Genomic DNA, 17157 nt, shown 5'->3' on the forward strand with positions numbered 1-17157 from the left:
CCGGAATAGGGTGTAAAGGGATGAAAACGATCCTAATGAGATGCTTATGAGCGAGGAATGGAACCAATAACTATAGGGCAGATATTCGCTCCATTGATCACGGAGGCTTTAAACTTTATCAGACGTTTCGATGAACACGGTTGCCTGATGCGGTTAAAACCTTGTCTGATCGTCTTAAAGTTTGGTGTGGCTAAAAACTAAATTTGGCTTACAGATATGGCGCTGTTGGTCTGAAGACAAGCGGATTCACACCAATACTGCCATCAGTGTCACTGCAGTATTCACGAATTTTTAACGTCATTTTTATTAGTGGCATTGGTCATTATGACAATTCAATAATTCAATCATGTCGCCTTATTTAAGGTGTTTTCTGTGTATTTTTACGCACCTTTAGAAAGTTGAACTAGACTCAATGGGATAGAAAAATGCCACGATGATGTCGTCAATGTTTACTGAATAAAGAGGCTATGATGAGACTCCACTCGATAAGATTAAAGATGATGTTGCCCATTATTTTTCTCACCATTTTGGTTGTCTCCGTTTTTATCTTTATGCAAGTCATCATCAAGATCGACGAACGAGCGATGGAAAAACAAACGAAGTCTTATTTTGAAGCCATTGCCGTAGTATTGAATGCTGACCGCGATATATATCAAGCGCGATTAGCTCAAGCAGAAATGCTCTCTAATTACGGGGACAAACAACAACAGCAACAAGATTTCGAAGAAAACGCTCAACAAGTCTATGATCGTTTTCAACGTTTCCGCGAATTTTTGGCCGATGAGCCTGAGTTAATCGAGCCTTTTCGTGACTTTGACGCACTCTACGAGGCGTGGTTGCAAAGTAGTCGAAATGTATCGTCCGTTTATCGTGCAAATCAATCGGTGAATGATCGCTTAGTGATTGTTGATAAAGATTTTTTTACGATGCGCAATATGCTTGATCAAGCGGAAGCGAAGATTCGTAACCATGTGTCGGCATGGCGTGAAGACACCATTGATCGGGTGATGCTCAAGCGTTATCTGGATGCGCTTGCCGAAGTGCTGAATGCGGATCGCGACCTCTATCAATCCCGTCTCGCCCAACAGAAGTTTGTTTCTGGTATTGGCGATGCGAATCAAAATCTCAAAGATTTCCAAGACAATGCGCTGCAAGCAAATAACCGATTTCAATCGTATCGTACCTTAATGGCTTCCGAACCCGAATTAGTTCGTCCTTATGATCAATTTGATAGTATTTTTTCCGGTTGGTTTAAATTGAGTTCTGAATTAATGGATTCAAGTGAAATAAACGTTGCGGAGAATAAGAGTGATGTTTTAGTTGAAACCGATGATAAATTTGAACGGATTCGCGCGGTATTGGATCAAGCGGGAGAGGCGGTAAAACAACAAGGGCGAATAGAAGAGCAACAGACCGCAGAGGAAATCAAACAATATCAAGATATGACCATCATCATCGTCATTATCGGTTTTATTGTTGCTTTCGTGGTGAGCTATTATATTCCAAAAAGTATTACGAATAATGTCACCAATATATCGCAAAGAATTCGAGAAATATCGGATGGTGATGGTGACCTGACCGCGCGAATCAACTCGACGACGAAAGATGAACTGGGCGATTTGTCACATGAGTTTGATACGTTTGTCGGGAATCTACAAACCATTATGAAGACGGTCCAGTTGAAGAGTTCTGCGTTAGGTGACTCAACGCATCAACTGGAGGCGGTCGCCAATTCGGTGAATCAAATTACCCAAAGATTGGTTGAATCCAGCGACTCCATTGTGAGCGCGGCCAGTGAGATGTCGATGGCCAATGCCCAGATGGCCGATGTTGCTTCTCATACATCGAATGAATCCACATCGGCTGCTGAACACATTGACCGGGGGCGGGGCGTGGTGAAGTCTTCGCATGTCAGCATCGATTCGCTCGTCGCGAATATTGAGGTCACGATGACGAAAGCTGAGGAACTGGAGAAAAACTCCGAGGCCATTTCATCAGTACTGGAAGTGATTCGTGGCATTGCGGAACAAACCAATTTGCTCGCATTGAATGCCGCGATCGAGGCGGCGCGTGCAGGCGAGTTTGGACGAGGGTTTGCCGTCGTGGCCGATGAAGTTCGTCAACTCGCGACCCAAACGGGTGAAAGTACCAATCAAATTGAGAAGATGATCAGTCAATTGTCGGACAGTGTTTCCGATGCGTTTATGGCGATTAAGCAGAGCAAATCGAATGCGCATAGCGCCGTGAATAACTTTGATAGTGTGATACAAGTCTTTGATGCCCTGAACGATTCACTCAGCTCCGTCAGGGCGTTGTCAGAACAAACGGCTTTGGCAACACAGGAGCAGTCAAGTGTCTCAAACGAGATCAATCAGAACTTGATTGCGATGAAAGAGCAAACTGACGGCGTGGATCGGGCGTCAAAAGCCATTCGTCAGCAGTTCAATGAACTCAATAGTGTCTACCTTGAATTAAACACTCAAGTCTCAAATTTCAAAGTATGAATCCGCTGAGTGTGTCGTCCCAATCCCCCTTAATCACCATGGATTGAGGGGGATTTCGTTCGTGATTAGAAACGGTAGTTGAGGCTAAGTTTCGCGCTGAATGGAGCGCCGTATCGAACCGTATTCGCCGCGTTTAAGTAGCTGTAGTAGATTTTATCAAACAGATTTTCTACGTTGACGCGCATGGTGACGTCGCGGTTGATCTGATAGCTCGCCATGAGATCCACAATCGCGTACGACGGTTGCTTGATGTCATCGGTGGCATGGATTTCACTTTGCCAGCGAACGTCTGCGCCAATGGTGAGGTCGGGATTCCACCCCACAAACTGGTAGTTGCTTGAAAGCTTGACTTGCTTGCGTGCGTAGTTGGTATTGACGTCGTTGCCCTCGTTATCTTCCGCCGTGAATTGCGTCATGCCGAGGTTGATGTCCATGCCTTCCATCGGACGGGCGGCAAGTTGTACTTCAATCCCTTTACTGACCGTGCCATCGACCGCTCTCTGTGCCGTGTTGGTGGTGTTTGGAATGGTGTAACCGGTGTCGTCTTGCGCGAGGTTATCTTGCTCAATTCGAAACAGGGCGCCGGAGAGCGTGATCTGCTCAGTCAGGTTGGATTTGATGCCGATTTCGTAAGTTTTGCCTTCTAATGGATCGAGGTAGTCCCCATGGCGATCTCGCTCATTTTGCGGTTCATAAATGGTTGCAAAACTCGCGTAAACACGGCTTTGTGCACTGAGATCGTATAACAGGCCAGCGTAGGGCGTGATGATGCCATTGTCGCCGTAGGTTACGTCACCGTAGTTGGTGCCTTTGCGCTGCCAGTTTGCAATTCGTGCCCCCAAAATGGCTTTGGTGTTATCCGACAAATGAACGCGAGTGGCGGTATAAAATGCCAGTTGCTGCGTGGTGAAATTGTATTCGGTGGTTTTGTCGTTTTCCCACGTTGGTTCCGCCAAGTTGCCGTTCCAAGCTAAATAGTCGTCGACCGTGGCGAATGCCACCGGATCCATGGCGTAATATTGGTTGAAGTCTTTTAAATGGCTGTAACTGGCCCCAAGCATGAACTCATGTTGACGTCCCGCCAATGCGTAATCGCCGTTCAGGTGAATGCTAACGCTGTCTTGTGTACTGTCGCCTTCGTTGTTGTACGACCACGCATACAACCCAGAACCATCCTGATTGAGCGTGCCAATATTGAGGTTGGTGAGCTTTGCGCGCTGACTGTATTGCGTGTGGTTGTAGCTCGATTTCAATTGCCAACCGTTGGCGAATTGGTATTCATAATCAGCAAAGACATTGAGGTGTTCGGTGTCCCAAAAGTTCCAATCGGTGGCTGCTGTTTTATCGCGTGAAAAATGAGTCGTCGAGCCATCAGAATACACGCCCGGAATGCCGCCCCATGCCGCACCATCGCGATCATCGGCTTGATAACTCGCGCCTAATCTCAGTAGGCTATTGAAAGACAAGTCTTTCTCGACGACAGCGTACACAACTTTGCGTTTGCTCTCATAGAGATCGACATACGATTCTCCTTGCGCATATTTCGCAACGACACGCCCCCGCAGCGTCCCGTCTGCGTTGAGCGCATTGGCGGCATCCACCATGACTTCCTGCGTGTTCCAACTGCCAACAGACGCCTGCACGCGCCCGGTCGGTGTGGTGCTATCGGCATGCTTTCTAACCAGATTGATCGAGGCCGAAGGATCGCCCACGCCGGTGGTCAGTCCCGTTGAGCCGCGCACCACTTCAACACGTTCGTAGATCGCGGTGTCGATCTGCGTTTGGCCGCTGAATCCAGCGGTGTCTCCCCAGCTGTATGGCATGCCATCGATCTGATAGTTGTTAATCTCAAATCCGCGCGATTGAAATTCGTTTCTCACGTCGTCGGTTTTCAGTGAGCCGATGCCAATCACGCGATCCAACACCTGATCAATCGAAGAGAGATGGCGTTGCTCAATGTAATCGGCATCGAGAATGGTGATCGATTGCGGCGTTTCTTCAGGTGTTAATGACAGTCCTGTCGAACTACTGACTTTGGGGCTCATCAGCTCGCTGCCAATTACCGTCACTGTTTCAACCGAATCGTCGCCAGATGCATGAGAAAGTGTGGGAATGAAAGGCAGACTCAGCACAATGGGAGCGTAAGTGAACAATTTCACAGTCAATTTCCTTGTGTTTTTATGGGTTTTAATCAAGAAGGTACTTGGGCCAAATGGTGCTAGGGCGTGTCTAGGGTAAGCAGCGCTTGTGCGGTGACTTGGGCTAAGCGTTCAATGGAGAGCGCGCTGCCAAACGTCCAACTGGGTTCGATGGCGAGAAAGTGGTTTTGCTTTACGAAGGGCATGTGCTGCCACAGGATGCTGGAAAAGAGTTTTTTCTCGTCTGTAAATGGCCGAATGTAGATGAGCACATGGGAACCGATGGCGGTTAACTGCTGGATCGGTAATGGCGTCTGTCCCCAAGCGGTTGAAGATGTCGGCATCGCGGCATCGATACCCAATTGGGTCAACGCATACTCGACAGAGGAGTTTTGCCCATAGACTGCCGCAGTGGTGGTACTTAAAAAGTGCACAATGGTGACTTTCGGGAGATGGCCGGAAAAATGTTGTTCAAGTTGTTGCTTCCAACCTTGGATCGCCTGTGCGCGTTGCTGCAACACGTGTTCGGCTTGCTTGGTTTTCCCGATGGCGTGTGCCAGCTTAAGGAAGTCTTCATCAATCGCCTTGCTATTGGCATGGTCGGCTCGAAAGGTATCAAGAATGAGCACATTGGCATCCACTGTGGCGCTCAAGATGTCATGAAGAGCGGGGCCTGCCACAATCAAATCCGGTTTGAGTGTATGGATCAGCTCCAGATTTGGCTCCGAACGTGTGCCGACGTTGATGACGGTGTTGGGCATGGACGGCCATTGAACCCAGTCGCGATAGCCTTGCGGGTCGGCCACACCAACGGGGGTAACCCCCAGCGCTAACAAGGCTTCGGCGGATGACCACGTGAGCGCAATGACGCGTTTTTCTGCGAAGGAATGAGAGCTAGATGGAGCCACATTCGCCGCGTTTCCCCAACGTGGAAAAATCAAGGTCGCAATGAACAGAAAAAACATGGGGTTGAAGCGCGACATGTGCAGGAGCCTTTCAATTTGGGTGAGCGGATCGATAAAATTTGGCGACGCCGTGTGCTGTGTGAGGGCATCGCTTTATTCTAGAGATGCATCTCATTCTCATCTTTGAGCGTTATGGAAGGAATGTACATGATTCATTGGTGATATTATTATCGTTATATTGACATTTAATACGGTTCATCGGCCATGATTATCAAGATCGACTCACTCAATCTTACCCAAACGCAAGAGACGCCTTGGCATGAGCACTCTTGGGGTCAACTGTATTGGCTAAAAAACGGCATCATCAATGTGGAAACCGGAAAGGCACAATGGGTGATCACACCGGGCTCGGTGGGGTGGACGCCCAAAGCGTGTTCCCACAAGGTGAAGATCTTCTCTTCCGTTCAAGCGTATGTGCTCAATTTGGATTATTCCGACCTCGATGGTTTTCCGTCGGAGCCCGGGGTGTATGGCATGAATGCATTTCTTAGCGCATTGCTTGAACGCATTCGTCAACTTGATGGGACGAATTCCCCGCCGAATTATATGGCGCATTTATTGGCGCTATTGGCGTATGACATTGAGCAGTTGGAAGAACTGCCTTTGGGGTTGCCTCTGCCGTCCGACCGACGGGCGCGCAACATTGCCGATGAACTGATGAAATCGCCATCGAGTGATTTAACTCAAGAGCAGCTCGCCTCGCAATGGGGCGTGAGTGTGCGAACCTTAAGCCGAATCTTCACTAAACAAACAGGGTTGACGTTTAGCCAATGGCGGCAACAGTCAAAGATCGTGACGTCGCTGACGTTGATCCAAGAAGGCATGGCGATCGCCGAAGTGGCGGAGCGTAGCGGCTACAGTAATGTGAGTGCTTACATTGAAGCATTTCGTCAGCGCTTTGGTGAAACGCCGGGTAAATTTCAAGCCAAAGCGCTCGCCCATGAAAGGCGTCAGCTCAGCGTGTTGGATTGAGTAGGGCTGCGAGCCCGTGGGCCAAGGTGACGCGCCAGCTGAAATAATCGTGGCCACACGCGATGGTTTCAAAAGTGGTGGCATACCCTTGGTGTTGCAGTATGTCCGCTAGTGTTCGATTGTTTTCCAGAATTTCATGAGAGGCGGGGTTAATTTCAAACAAGCCCGCGTTCATATAGATATCGATGGCGTGTGGTGGCGATTGGGAGACTTGTTCGGCAAACCAAGGGGACGCCTCTGATGACGCTGGCGTTGCCTGATCTGGCGACCACCAAAACGAGCCGGATTGAGAAAGCACCTTGCCAAACTGGTTGGGGTATTGAAACGCAATGTGCATCGCCGCCAAGCCACCAAAACTTGAACCACACAAAATGGTGTTTTCAGCCGTCGGATGAATCGCCAGATGTTCACACAACCAAGGCATTAACTCGGTGGCGAGAAATGTTGCGTAGGCGGCATTGGGGGTGAGTTCTTGCGCTCGCAGTTTGGGGGTGGGTGGATCAATCAACACGGCGCGAATGGGTTCGATGATGCCTTGCGCGATCATATTATCCAATATCAATGGCGTGGGCACTTTGGTCAGATAGTCGTTGCCATCAAACATCAATAGCAACGGGGAAGTCTCGTGCGGCGTGTAAACGGGGTGGGGGTGGTAAATACGCACTACGCGCGAGTTCCCCAATTGATCGCTGGCATAGTTTAGCGTTTCGATACGTCCTTGGGGAGCGTGATGGTTGTGGGTCAGGGAATCAGAGGGCGCGTCGGGCAACGTCATTGTCGAGGCGGCGCCAAACTGCGATTGATCATCCCCAAACGTGGGATGTGGATTCTGAGGATCAAGCATCAGGGTCGAGTACGCCGCAAAGTACTGTTCAATCCAGTCGTCTTCCGCTAATTGCGGCACGTTGACCGCCAAGTGGTAAGACAATCGGCTACTGCGTGGTAGCACATAACTTTTAAACCAGATGTCACTGCTCGCAAGCCGAGTCAGATACGCTTGCCCGTCATATGGCGTGCCAATCACCATCACATTGTGGGTCGATGCATCCCCCTGATAGAGAAACGTCACCACGGTTTGTCCATCCTCATCCGCTTCAACCAACGGTGTGCCTGTGCTGGCGACCTTGGCCCAAAAGTTCGCTTCCGCTTGTGTGTCATGATGCGCGATTTGCTGTGCCGTCTTGGCCAATTGCGTGCTGATGATGTTTTCCTCGAACAACACGCTTTGGTCGGATTTCAATGCTAATGCCCGCAGTTCGAGCGTCACGGTGGTCGGCACATTCGATTGGGATGTGAAATGAAACGTGTAGTCATCGGCGTGCTGCACCTGCCAAAAAATCTCGGCCTCTCTGGCACCACGCGTGATCAGGTGGTGGACAATTTCGCCTGCGCTATTGGTCACGACAACGGCATCTAACGCCTGTTCACAGCGAATCGAACCACGAAAATAGCGTGGGGTATCGATGGTGTGTTGCCATTGAGAATGCGTGATGAAGGTGAAACTGTGCTGCATGATGACCGCCATTGGACTAAAAGAGACGCATGAACTGACCCTAAGTCTGAACGTGCGACGCGCGAGACTGTTCTATCATCTTTGGGTTTTATCCGTCCAGTGATGATTGCGTGTCGGTGTTCTAAGCTCATGAAGTAAGAAATGGTCAATGTCGCTCCTTGTCTCATACAAATTGTGTGAGGAGTCATTTAAGGTGATGCAGAACAATATTCGACACCATCATGCTGCTTTTTGCTCCGCTGCAAGGGTTTTGAACCAGTCGAGCGTGACTTGCCATAAAGGTTCGGCGCTTTTGCGAAAATAGCCCATGTGACCGATTTTGCCGCCGAACAGGTTTGGGGAGAGATCCACGCGGGTGACAGATGCATGACTGTAATGTTTGACGAAAGCATCGCGAGATTCAGGCATCGCCCATCGATCATCAAGCGCATTGGCTGCCACGATCGGCGTGCGCACCGACTGATAAAGGGTTTCTATGCCTGCCATGTCGGGATCATCAAAAAAGTAATGACGGAAACGGCACCAGTAGCGCCACTGATGGAACGCCTGCTTGGGAAGATCTTCACCCATGCCCAGTCGGTTCCAGGCGCAATAGCCTTTCCACCACGTCAGCGCGGGCAGCACCACATGCCACATAGTCAGCACTTTGATTTGCTCAGACAGCGGCATGTACCCATGCCAACCCGCCCCCGTGCCATACACGTAGAATCCGGCGACTTTATGGTGATTGGGCAGTAGACCAAATGCGTGTCCGCCGTAAGAGTGGCCAATCACAAACAGCGGCACATCGTCTTGACTCATGAACTCGACCGCAGCGGCCAAGTCCCGTTTGCCCCAGTCGAGCAAATCCATGTCAAAGCCTTTCAACGTGTCGGGTTTTGATTCTCCGATACCGCGGTAATCAAACGTCAATGTTTCAAATCCTTGCCCACTCGCAAACTGAGCGAAGCGGCGATAGAAGCCCTGCGGAACACCGGTTGCGCCCGCCACAACAATGCGTCCCTGAAGAGGGCCAGTTGCCGTGAATAACTGGCCGCCGATCCGGTAATGATCATCGGTGAAAAACGACGTTGGGTTCATCATAATCTCCTTATTATAACGAGTGTCTTAATTGTGTTCTGCATGTTATCTTATGACGATTGTTATAACAAGGGTGTAACACATGACCAAAAGTAGCGAAAAAGGACGCCAAGGGGTGATTGAGGCCGCTGCGGCGATGTTAGCATTGCACGGTTTACGTGGGATCAGCATTCGTGAAGTGACAAAATTTGCGGGGGCGCCGCTGGGGTCGACGTATCACAATTTCCCGGGAGGAAAACAGCAAATTGTGACCGAAGCCATTGTTTGGGCGGGTGAACAAGCTGCTGCGCAGTTGCGTGCTTGCCTTGAATCAGACCCTCAACATGGTCTGCGCATTTTTGTTGCTCAGTGGAGGGAACGCCTCAAAAAGTCCCAGTTTCGTTCCGGTTGTCCGATTGTGGCTGCAGCCATTGAAGCGCCGCAGGCAGAAGAAGGTGAAGCGGTGAAAGCGGCGGTATCGCAGGTGTTCAGTCAGTGGCAGACATTGATTGCGGCGCACTTGATGGCGCAAGGCCACGCGGAATCATCGGCGCAAAGTCGCGCGCTGGGCATCATCGCCAGCATTGAAGGCGCCGTGGTTCTGTGCCGAGCGCACCAGAGTATTTTCCCGCTAGACGCGATCGTGGATTGTCTGCCGAAACTGATGGAAGCGGCGTAAAGGGAAAGGCTGTTTGGGCTACGATTTAAGGGCGTTTGTGCGCTGTTTCTTGGTTAACAAATGACTGATTTGGGAAACGTTTTTAATTGTGTGCTCCAGATGTTTTCTCAGTACCTCTGATGCCTCAACATTCCGTTTTTGTTCGAGTAAGTTGAGAATCTCCAGATGTTGCTGCGCGTGCGCATGATAACGCTGTCTGTCCTGCATCGAACGATAAGACAGCAAACGACGCACTCGGTGAATCCTGTGCAATGTATCGATGAAGAAAGGGTTGCCAGACGCTTCAACTAAAGCAAGATGGAAATTGACGCCGCGTTGATGGAGTTGCTCAATACTAAGGTCATCAATCCCTTGACTTAAAATCTGCGTTTCTACTTCGCGACAACGTTCGATTACTGATTGCTCGATATGATAGCCCGGTTCAAGTAGAGCTGCGGGTTCTAATGCCAGTCTCAATCGATAGGTTTGTAGCAGGCTGTCTGGTGTGGTCAACATAGGTGAAAATACCCAGCCGTATCCGGGCTTTTTGCTGGCCCAGCCTTCTTCGGATATTCGACTTAACACGCTTTGCAGTTGAGAGGCGGTCAAACTGTAACGCTTTTTGATTTGTTGTTCGGAGAATTCGTTGCCGAGTAAACCCTGAAGTCGGTCTTCGGCGATTTGGAAATAAACGTTATCCAGCAAGTCTTCCCGCTTGATATCCAGATCGACGAGAACACTCTCCAATGGTTCTTTCAATGAGACGCAGAGAAAGTAACCTTTGTTCGGTTGGCGGCAAACCACTCCTTTTTGTTCGAGCACTGCCAGCGCCTTAGTGACTGGTGTGCGAGAGAGAGAAAAATGATCAGCCAAAACCTGCGCCGAGAGATGGGCGCCCTCCGTCAGTTTCTGCTTGAAGATAAACTCGATGATCTGAGCTGGAACGGTAAATTCTTCTGACATTTAGGTTACGGTTTTTTCGATGATTTTGGTCGCTAAAGATACCCCAGACAGGGCTGAACCGCAATTCAGACGCCATCTGGGGTAGGCGGGTAAATGTGGGCTGTTTTACTCGATTGCCTATTCTGTTTTTTCGCGATGAGCTGGCGAACACTGGCCTAATATATGTTGGAAAACACCGCCCACGCGCAGCAAATCCGCTTCTAATTGTGTTTCAACAGCGGCTTGAGCGGTCATAGCAAATCCTGATTGATGTTCTGTATGACGCTGAACGAAGACCGAAATGTTCGCCTGAGGTTTAATCAGTTCTGGTAACGCTTTAATTTCAATTTTATCTCCCGGTTGCAACGACAACGCGTCGAAATCATGCTTTGAGATGACCAGTGGCAGAATGCCCATGCCAATGAGATTGGAACGATGGATGCGTTCAAAACTGACCGCTAACACGGCCTTCACGTTCAGCAGCTTTTGTCCTTTGGCGGCCCAGTCTCTCGATGAACCCATGCCGTAGCGCTCTCCAGCCACAATGACGGTCGGTTGGCTTTGTTGCTGATAGTGATGCGCAGCAATCCAGATTGGGTGTATCTCTCCGCTGGGGGCATGCAGTGTGTGCCCGACGGGCATGCCGGGTTGGAGCCTGTTTTCAAGGCTTTTGCTAAAGAAAGCAGCGCGCATCATCACCTGCCAATTGCCCCTTCGTGAGGCAAAAACGTTCAGATCCGCGCGATCTTCGCCTTGATTGACCAGAAAATCGGCAATGTAACTGTCTGGTGGAATCGCACTCGCAGGAGAGATGTGATCCGTCGTGACGTCATCACCGAATACCATCAGCGGATAAGCGCTGTAGTTCCCCAATGCGCTCTTGATATCAGGGCTGACAAAAGGTGGGCGACGAATCGTGGTGGAGCTCTCATCCCAAGGGAAAAGTGGGGAGTGATCCACGCTCAATTGTTCCCAACCGGGCTGAACACTGGCTTTTTCAAACTCAGTACTAAAGTCCTTGGCATCCAGCGCCGCATTGACGGTGTCCGCAATCTCTTGTCGACTTGGCCAAATATCGGCGAGATAAATGGCGCGACCTTGGGAGTCTAACTGCAAAGGCTCCGTCATCAGGTTTTTCTGCGCATCGCCTGCAATTGCCGTTGCGACCACCAGTGCGGGTGACATGAGAAAGCCCAGTTCCAAATCGGGATGGATTCGACCGGGGAAATTACGATTGCCCGAAATAGCCGCCACAGGATGAATTCGCTCCTCTTTCTGAGCGTGATTAATCACGAGCGGCAACGGCCCGGAGTTCCCGATGCAGGTCGAACATCCGTATCCGACAATGTCAAATCCCAACTCTGCCATCTCTTCCAAGAGATGTGATCGCTGCAAATATTGTTTCGCCGCTGGTGAGCCAGGAGCCAGTGAGGTTTTCACCCAGTGCGGGATTTTTAATCCATAGCGGTTGGCATTGCGAGCCAGCAAACCGGCAGCGATGAGCAGCGAAGGGTGAGAAGTGTTGGTACAACTGGTGATTGCCGCGACCGCTACCGGGAAGTGAGGTAACTCTCCTGAAAGGTGAGTGCTTGAATGATAAAGCGCTAATGCGGCGGGGATGTCATGGTAGTTGAGAAGATCCTGCGGTCGTTTCGGTCCCGCGACATGCATTGCAATTTGGGTCAGATCGATCTCAATACTTCTGGTGAAGTACGGCGTGGCGCATGGATCGAACCACAGCCCGTTATTCTTGCAATACCGTTCAATGAGGTCAATGTGCTGCTGAGGACGGTCAGTTTTGCGCAGGTAATCCAGTGTCTGTTGGTCCACCGCAAAGTAACCGGTTGTGGCCCCATATTCCGGAGCCATGTTGGCGATCACGCAGCGGTCATCCGCAGTCAGTGTAGAAACCCCCGGGCCGTAAAACTCTACAAACTCTCCGGTCACGCCTAAAGCGCGTAAGCGTTGGGTGACCACCAAAGCCAGATCCGTGGCTTGCACGGTGTCGCCTAGCTCTCCCGTTAATTTTACGCCGACGATGTCCGGAATACGCAACATGGTCGGAATACCAAACATGGCGCTTTGAGCTTCTAATCCGCCCACACCCCAGCCCAAAACACCAAGGCCATTTACCATCGGTGTGTGACTATCAGTGCCAAGCATCATATCGGGTGTTATCCAGTCCGATCCGTGCTGCTGTATCGGCGTCACGATGGTGGCGAGCTGTTCCATGTTAATGGTATGCATGATGCCCGTCCCCGGCGGATGAATGCGCACATTCTCAAACGCTCGGCTAGCCCAGCGCAGAAAGCGATAGCGCTCGGCGTTACGTTGCAGTTCCAGGTTGAGGTTCTTTCTCGCCGCATCGGGCTCGGCGTAGTATTCAACGGCTAAGGAATGGTCAACTGAGATATCCACTTGCAACCGCGGATTCAACTGGCTCGGGTTTAGGCCTTGCTCTGCGAGGCAATCTCGCAGAGCAGCCATATCAACCAGAGCTGGTGTGCTGGTTGTATCGTGCATCAACACGCGCCCCGGGTAGTAGGGGATCTCTTTCTGGCTGGTTCGCAAAGTGCGCCAGTCCATAATCGCTTCAATCAGTTTCGTTTGTTCATCTCCGCGATGATGGCGCACTGCATTTTCCAGTAAGAGGCGTAGCACATAGGGCAGTGATGCGAGCGCTGCGCCGCATGATGCAGGTAGATCGACATACTTGTAGATCGTATCGGCCCAGAGAAAGTCGTTCACAATTGGTTTGATTTTCATGGTGATTCTCATCGTCAGTGTAACGGCTTAGCGGTTGATCACGCTGTGTAGCGGTTCACCATGCAGTGAACGCAAAATATTGGAGAAGCAGAATTCAATGCGTCTCTCCCAGTTATCAATCGAGGTTCCTGCGACATGAGGTGTCACAATCACGTTTTCTCTGCCGATAAACGGGTTGTCCTTGGCGAGCGGCTCGGTGATGAAGGTATCGAGCGCAGCGCCAGCGATGAGATGATTGTCCAACGCATGCACCAAGGCTGATTCATCAACAATCGCACCGCGCGCCGTGTTGACCAGCAGTGAGCTGGGTTTCATCTGTTGAAATTCGTCGTAGCTCAGAAGCGATTTGGTGCTTTCCAGCAGTGGTGTGTGAATGGTGATGATGTCGGAAGTTTGCAGCAACTCATTGAGTGGCATCCATCGTGCGTTGTGTTGCTGCTCAACATCTAGAGGCGCTTGGCTACGCGAGTAATAGCATACATTTCCCTGAAAACCCGCAACAATTTGGGCCACCGACTGGCCAATGTGGCCGAAGCCGATAATGCCCACCTGTTTGCCTCGTAGCTCGCGCATACTCAGCGCATGCTGGTGTCCCAGCCAGATACCATGCTGCATGCTGTTGTGATGTAACGGCAATTTTCTCAGCAGGCCGAGCATCAGCAGTACCGTATGTTCAGCGACGGTCCAGGAATTGACGCTACCGTTATTGGCAACAGGGATATCGAGTTGGCGGAATTTCCCGACATCAAGCAGATCTGAGCCTGCGCTTAACAACTGAACCAGTTTGACGGCTCCAAGCACATCATAGTCATCGAGTTGCACGCTATAAACCATGACGAACTCGGCATCTTTCAGTATTGCTCGGCGCCGGTCATCAGAAGTTTGAGCATCGCAAATTTCCAATGTAAAGCCCGTGGGAGTTCGCTGTTTCATCGCCTCAATGATTTGAGGTGGAATACTTGAGCTGTTCTTGTAGAGCAGCGCGATGGTTTTGGTCGGGGACATGAAATATTCCTTATTTCTTGATCTACGAGTCGACACGGACCCTGATTAGCCTGCTTAATTGCATTTTTCATCATTAAAGTGCAATGTTTGCATTTTTTATAACAAAAATGCAATAGAGAAAATATGAAAGTGATGAGTCAGGGGAAGTTGGGCTTAGGCGGATATTTCTGATTTATCATTAAGTATCAAATATTGCTGATTGTTATGTTTGTTTGATACTTTCAGGTCGGTAATCGTCGTGATGCATGCTTACACTGAATCAGACCAACGAAGGAGAACAGCAATGAAATTTTTCATCAATAGCATCATGACCGTCAGCCTATTGGCCGCGGGTTCCGCGCAGGCCTTTCAATTGACCAGCAACGACATTCAGGAAGGTCACCCGATGGCGAAAACTTTTGAGTACGCCGGGTGGGGATGCGATGGCGGAAACCTGTCACCCCAACTGATGTGGAGCGATGCGCCAGCAGGCACCAAAAGCTTTGCCATCACTGCCTATGACCCGGATGCTCCGACAGAAAGTGGCTTCTGGCACTGGATTGCGTTTGATATTCCGGCGTCGGTGAATGCCGTGCCGCGCGGTGTCAATATCGCAAAACTGGGTGGTAAAGAAGCGCGTATCGATTATGGTGTCGCAAGCTTTGGTGGCGCTTGTCCGCCAGTCAACGACGGCATGCACCGTTATCAATTTACCGTGTGGGCGCTGCCGCAAGCATCACTGCAATTGGATGCCAACACGCCGCCTGCCGTATTTGGTTTCACCCTCAACAGCATGGCGCTGGGTAAAGCCAGACTGACCGCCACGTATACGCGTCAATAAATTCTGCGAGGGAATGGATGAATCATCAGTATCAGGTCACCGTATTTCGTGCCGGACAGCAGCAACCGCTGCGTAATGTTCGCATCCATTCTCCGAGTCTGATTCAAATAACGGCGGGCAGTAAACGACTCTTTTGGCAGGATGAACCGAGTGAACTGGGCGCGACTCAACTGTTGCTGTGCAGCTCAGGCATGTCGCTGAGTTTTGAAAACATGCCCCACAAAGGGCGGTTTTCATCGCGCATGTTCAGTTTTTTCTGCGCGCCGTCGCCCGCCATGCTTGAATTGAGCCAGCGCAATGCCGCCGAGCAAGGCTCCTCATTCATGCTCTCTCACGATGCTGCCCTGCGTGACACGCTTAATGCGCTCTATGCGTTTGACCGCCAAGCGTTGAGCGCCGAAACCCAGCAATATTGGGTGCTGGGCTTGTATCAGCAATTGGCAGAGCGCGGCGCATTGCATCACCTCTTTGCCACATCGCAAGATTCACTGACTCAAAAACTCAGTCGCTATTTGTCGCAGTCGCCCAGTCACGACCACTTGCTGGACGATGTGGCCCGCCACTTTGCGATGAGCCGCGCTACCATGATTCGAAAACTGCGCCAAGAGGGCGTTCAGTATCGAGAAGTGCTGGCTGAAGTGCGTTTGAATCATGCCCTTCGTTTAATGCAAGAAGGGCACAACAACGTCGCAATGATCGCAAGCCTGTGTGGGTATCAGTCGGAAGGCCGCTTTAGCCAGCGCTTTAAAGATAAGTTTGGTATTTCGCCCAAAGGGTATGTCAAAACACTTGATGGCCATGAAACGAGTGCCGTCTCCAGCCGATTGCAGTAAAGTGTAAGATTCACGCCGCTGCATATGCTCGCGGTTGGGAACTTTTCCTGTCGACCATTGATTTGAGGCCTCATGCAATACTTACGTGTTGAACCCGATGACATTCCGATGTCACTGCTGTTGGAAGCCGATCCGTCGCCGCAAAACATCGCAACGTATTTGCAGGACGCGTGGTGTTTTGCCGTCACGCACCACGGCGCCGTGATTGGCGCGTGCGTGGTGAAAGCGCTGGATGAGACCACCGCTGAGATTTTCAATGTGTCGGTCGCTGCGCCATTTCAGCAGCAGGGAATCGGTTCTGAGCTGCTGCGGTTTGCGTTGCATGAGCTGAAAAATAGCAACGTGCAGCGTGTTGAGCTGGGCACGGGCACTTTTGGCTATCAACTGACCTATTATCAACGGCTCGGTTTTCGGGTGGATGGCGTGCTCAAAGAGCACTTTCTCAAGCACTATCCGGAGCCGATTTTCGAACAGGGCATTCAGCATCAAGACATGCTGCGTTTGTCGTTGGATTTAAACTGACTTTGTATTCAATCGTCTTTCTATTGACTGAACCTGCCCGATTTCAACTGGAGAACAAAACGTGATTTTTACTCCCTTATCTCAACCGATGGAACATGGCCCGGCGCTGTGCGACGCGCTGAAAGATTTCCTCATCGCCAACAAAAACACCTTTCAGGACAAGTTGATCCCTGATCTCTCCTACATCGATAACATGGCGCACAACGTCAACGGCATCGAGATTCAGTCGGTGCATCATTTGGCGGAGAACCGCTATCAAATCGAATACAGCTACGATTGGGAGCTGTTTTTGGGGTGTTCGGATATCAATCAGTCCGGCATCGGCCACGACCACATTCGCTTTACCCTCAGCCCCGAAGGCCAAATCAACATGGAATACCTGTTCCCGGACGAACGCGACATTAACGGCGAGCTGTGATCTCACTGGATAGACGATACGCGCGGTGACGAAAACTATTTG

Annotated in this window: 14 protein-coding genes; 7 read left to right on the forward strand and 7 right to left on the reverse strand. The window is 50.5% G+C overall.

Going from position 1 to position 17157, the window contains the following annotated elements; translation table 11 throughout:
• Positions 1-497: 497 nt before the first annotated feature.
• The gene (locus tag ACF8PK_RS04175; RefSeq protein ID WP_392440176.1) at positions 498-2504 is read left to right on the forward strand and encodes a methyl-accepting chemotaxis protein; all 2007 of its coding nucleotides are present in this window, start codon (positions 498-500) and stop codon (positions 2502-2504) included.
• A gap of 65 nt (positions 2505-2569) precedes the next feature.
• Here the strand turns inward: ACF8PK_RS04175 and ACF8PK_RS04180 are convergent, their stop codons facing one another.
• Together ACF8PK_RS04180 and ACF8PK_RS04185 are read right to left on the reverse strand one after the other, a co-directional pair.
• Complete coding sequence (locus tag ACF8PK_RS04180; protein WP_392440178.1) at positions 2570-4663, reverse strand: TonB-dependent siderophore receptor; 2094 nt, start codon at positions 4661-4663, stop codon at positions 2570-2572.
• A gap of 59 nt (positions 4664-4722) precedes the next feature.
• Positions 4723-5625 carry an ABC transporter substrate-binding protein gene (locus tag ACF8PK_RS04185; RefSeq protein ID WP_392440180.1) on the reverse strand — a complete coding sequence of 301 codons (903 nt, stop codon included), beginning with the start codon at positions 5623-5625 and terminating at the stop codon, positions 4723-4725.
• Positions 5626-5811: 186 nt separating this feature from the next.
• Here ACF8PK_RS04185 and ACF8PK_RS04190 point away from each other — a divergent pair, with 186 nt between their 5' ends.
• Complete coding sequence (locus ACF8PK_RS04190; RefSeq protein WP_238824485.1) at positions 5812-6579, forward strand: AraC family transcriptional regulator; 768 nt, start codon at positions 5812-5814, stop codon at positions 6577-6579.
• On the opposite strand, the gene ACF8PK_RS04195 is transcribed toward ACF8PK_RS04190, so the two are convergent.
• Both ACF8PK_RS04195 and ACF8PK_RS04200 read right to left on the reverse strand, forming a co-directional pair.
• Positions 6563-8092, reverse strand: coding sequence for an alpha/beta hydrolase (locus ACF8PK_RS04195; RefSeq protein WP_392440182.1), 1530 nt, complete (start codon positions 8090-8092; stop codon positions 6563-6565). The genes ACF8PK_RS04190 and ACF8PK_RS04195 overlap by 17 nt on opposite strands.
• Positions 8093-8311: 219 nt before the next feature.
• Positions 8312-9175: an alpha/beta fold hydrolase gene (locus ACF8PK_RS04200; protein WP_238529591.1), complete on the reverse strand. Its 864-nt coding sequence runs from the start codon at positions 9173-9175 to the stop codon at positions 8312-8314.
• 79 nt (positions 9176-9254) lie between these two features.
• Here ACF8PK_RS04200 and ACF8PK_RS04205 point away from each other — a divergent pair, with 79 nt between their 5' ends.
• Positions 9255-9830 carry a TetR/AcrR family transcriptional regulator gene (locus ACF8PK_RS04205; protein ID WP_392440185.1) on the forward strand — a complete coding sequence of 192 codons (576 nt, stop codon included), beginning with the start codon at positions 9255-9257 and terminating at the stop codon, positions 9828-9830.
• A gap of 18 nt (positions 9831-9848) precedes the next feature.
• Here ACF8PK_RS04205 and ACF8PK_RS04210 read toward each other — a convergent pair whose 3' ends face one another.
• From ACF8PK_RS04210 to ACF8PK_RS04220, 3 genes are all read right to left on the reverse strand, one after another.
• Positions 9849-10772 carry a GntR family transcriptional regulator gene (locus ACF8PK_RS04210; RefSeq protein ID WP_222791448.1) on the reverse strand — a complete coding sequence of 308 codons (924 nt, stop codon included), beginning with the start codon at positions 10770-10772 and terminating at the stop codon, positions 9849-9851.
• A 117-nt stretch (positions 10773-10889) separates the two neighbouring features.
• Positions 10890-13517 (reverse strand): aconitate hydratase AcnA, encoded by a 2628-nt coding sequence (acnA, locus tag ACF8PK_RS04215; RefSeq protein ID WP_392440187.1) that lies wholly within the window; start codon positions 13515-13517, stop codon positions 10890-10892.
• A gap of 27 nt (positions 13518-13544) precedes the next feature.
• Complete coding sequence (locus tag ACF8PK_RS04220) at positions 13545-14522, reverse strand: NAD(P)-dependent oxidoreductase (RefSeq protein ID WP_392440189.1); 978 nt, start codon at positions 14520-14522, stop codon at positions 13545-13547.
• 283 nt (positions 14523-14805) lie between these two features.
• On the opposite strand from ACF8PK_RS04220, the gene ACF8PK_RS04225 reads away from it, so the two are divergent.
• The 4 genes from ACF8PK_RS04225 (at position 14806) to ACF8PK_RS04240 (ending at position 17115) form a co-directional block, all read left to right on the forward strand.
• Positions 14806-15342: a YbhB/YbcL family Raf kinase inhibitor-like protein gene (locus tag ACF8PK_RS04225; RefSeq protein ID WP_392440191.1), complete on the forward strand. Its 537-nt coding sequence runs from the start codon at positions 14806-14808 to the stop codon at positions 15340-15342.
• Positions 15343-15359: 17 nt separating this feature from the next.
• Positions 15360-16175 carry a helix-turn-helix transcriptional regulator gene (locus tag ACF8PK_RS04230; protein ID WP_392440193.1) on the forward strand — a complete coding sequence of 272 codons (816 nt, stop codon included), beginning with the start codon at positions 15360-15362 and terminating at the stop codon, positions 16173-16175.
• Between the two features lie 72 nt (positions 16176-16247).
• Positions 16248-16697 (forward strand): GNAT family N-acetyltransferase, encoded by a 450-nt coding sequence (locus ACF8PK_RS04235; protein ID WP_392440195.1) that lies wholly within the window; start codon positions 16248-16250, stop codon positions 16695-16697.
• A 61-nt stretch (positions 16698-16758) separates the two neighbouring features.
• Positions 16759-17115, forward strand: coding sequence for a hypothetical protein (locus ACF8PK_RS04240; protein WP_392440197.1), 357 nt, complete (start codon positions 16759-16761; stop codon positions 17113-17115).
• Positions 17116-17157 lie beyond the last annotated feature (42 nt).

This window comes from Vibrio sp. CJQ_6 (assembly GCF_043106745.1).
GTDB classification, from domain to species: domain Bacteria; phylum Pseudomonadota; class Gammaproteobacteria; order Enterobacterales; family Vibrionaceae; genus Vibrio; species Vibrio furnissii.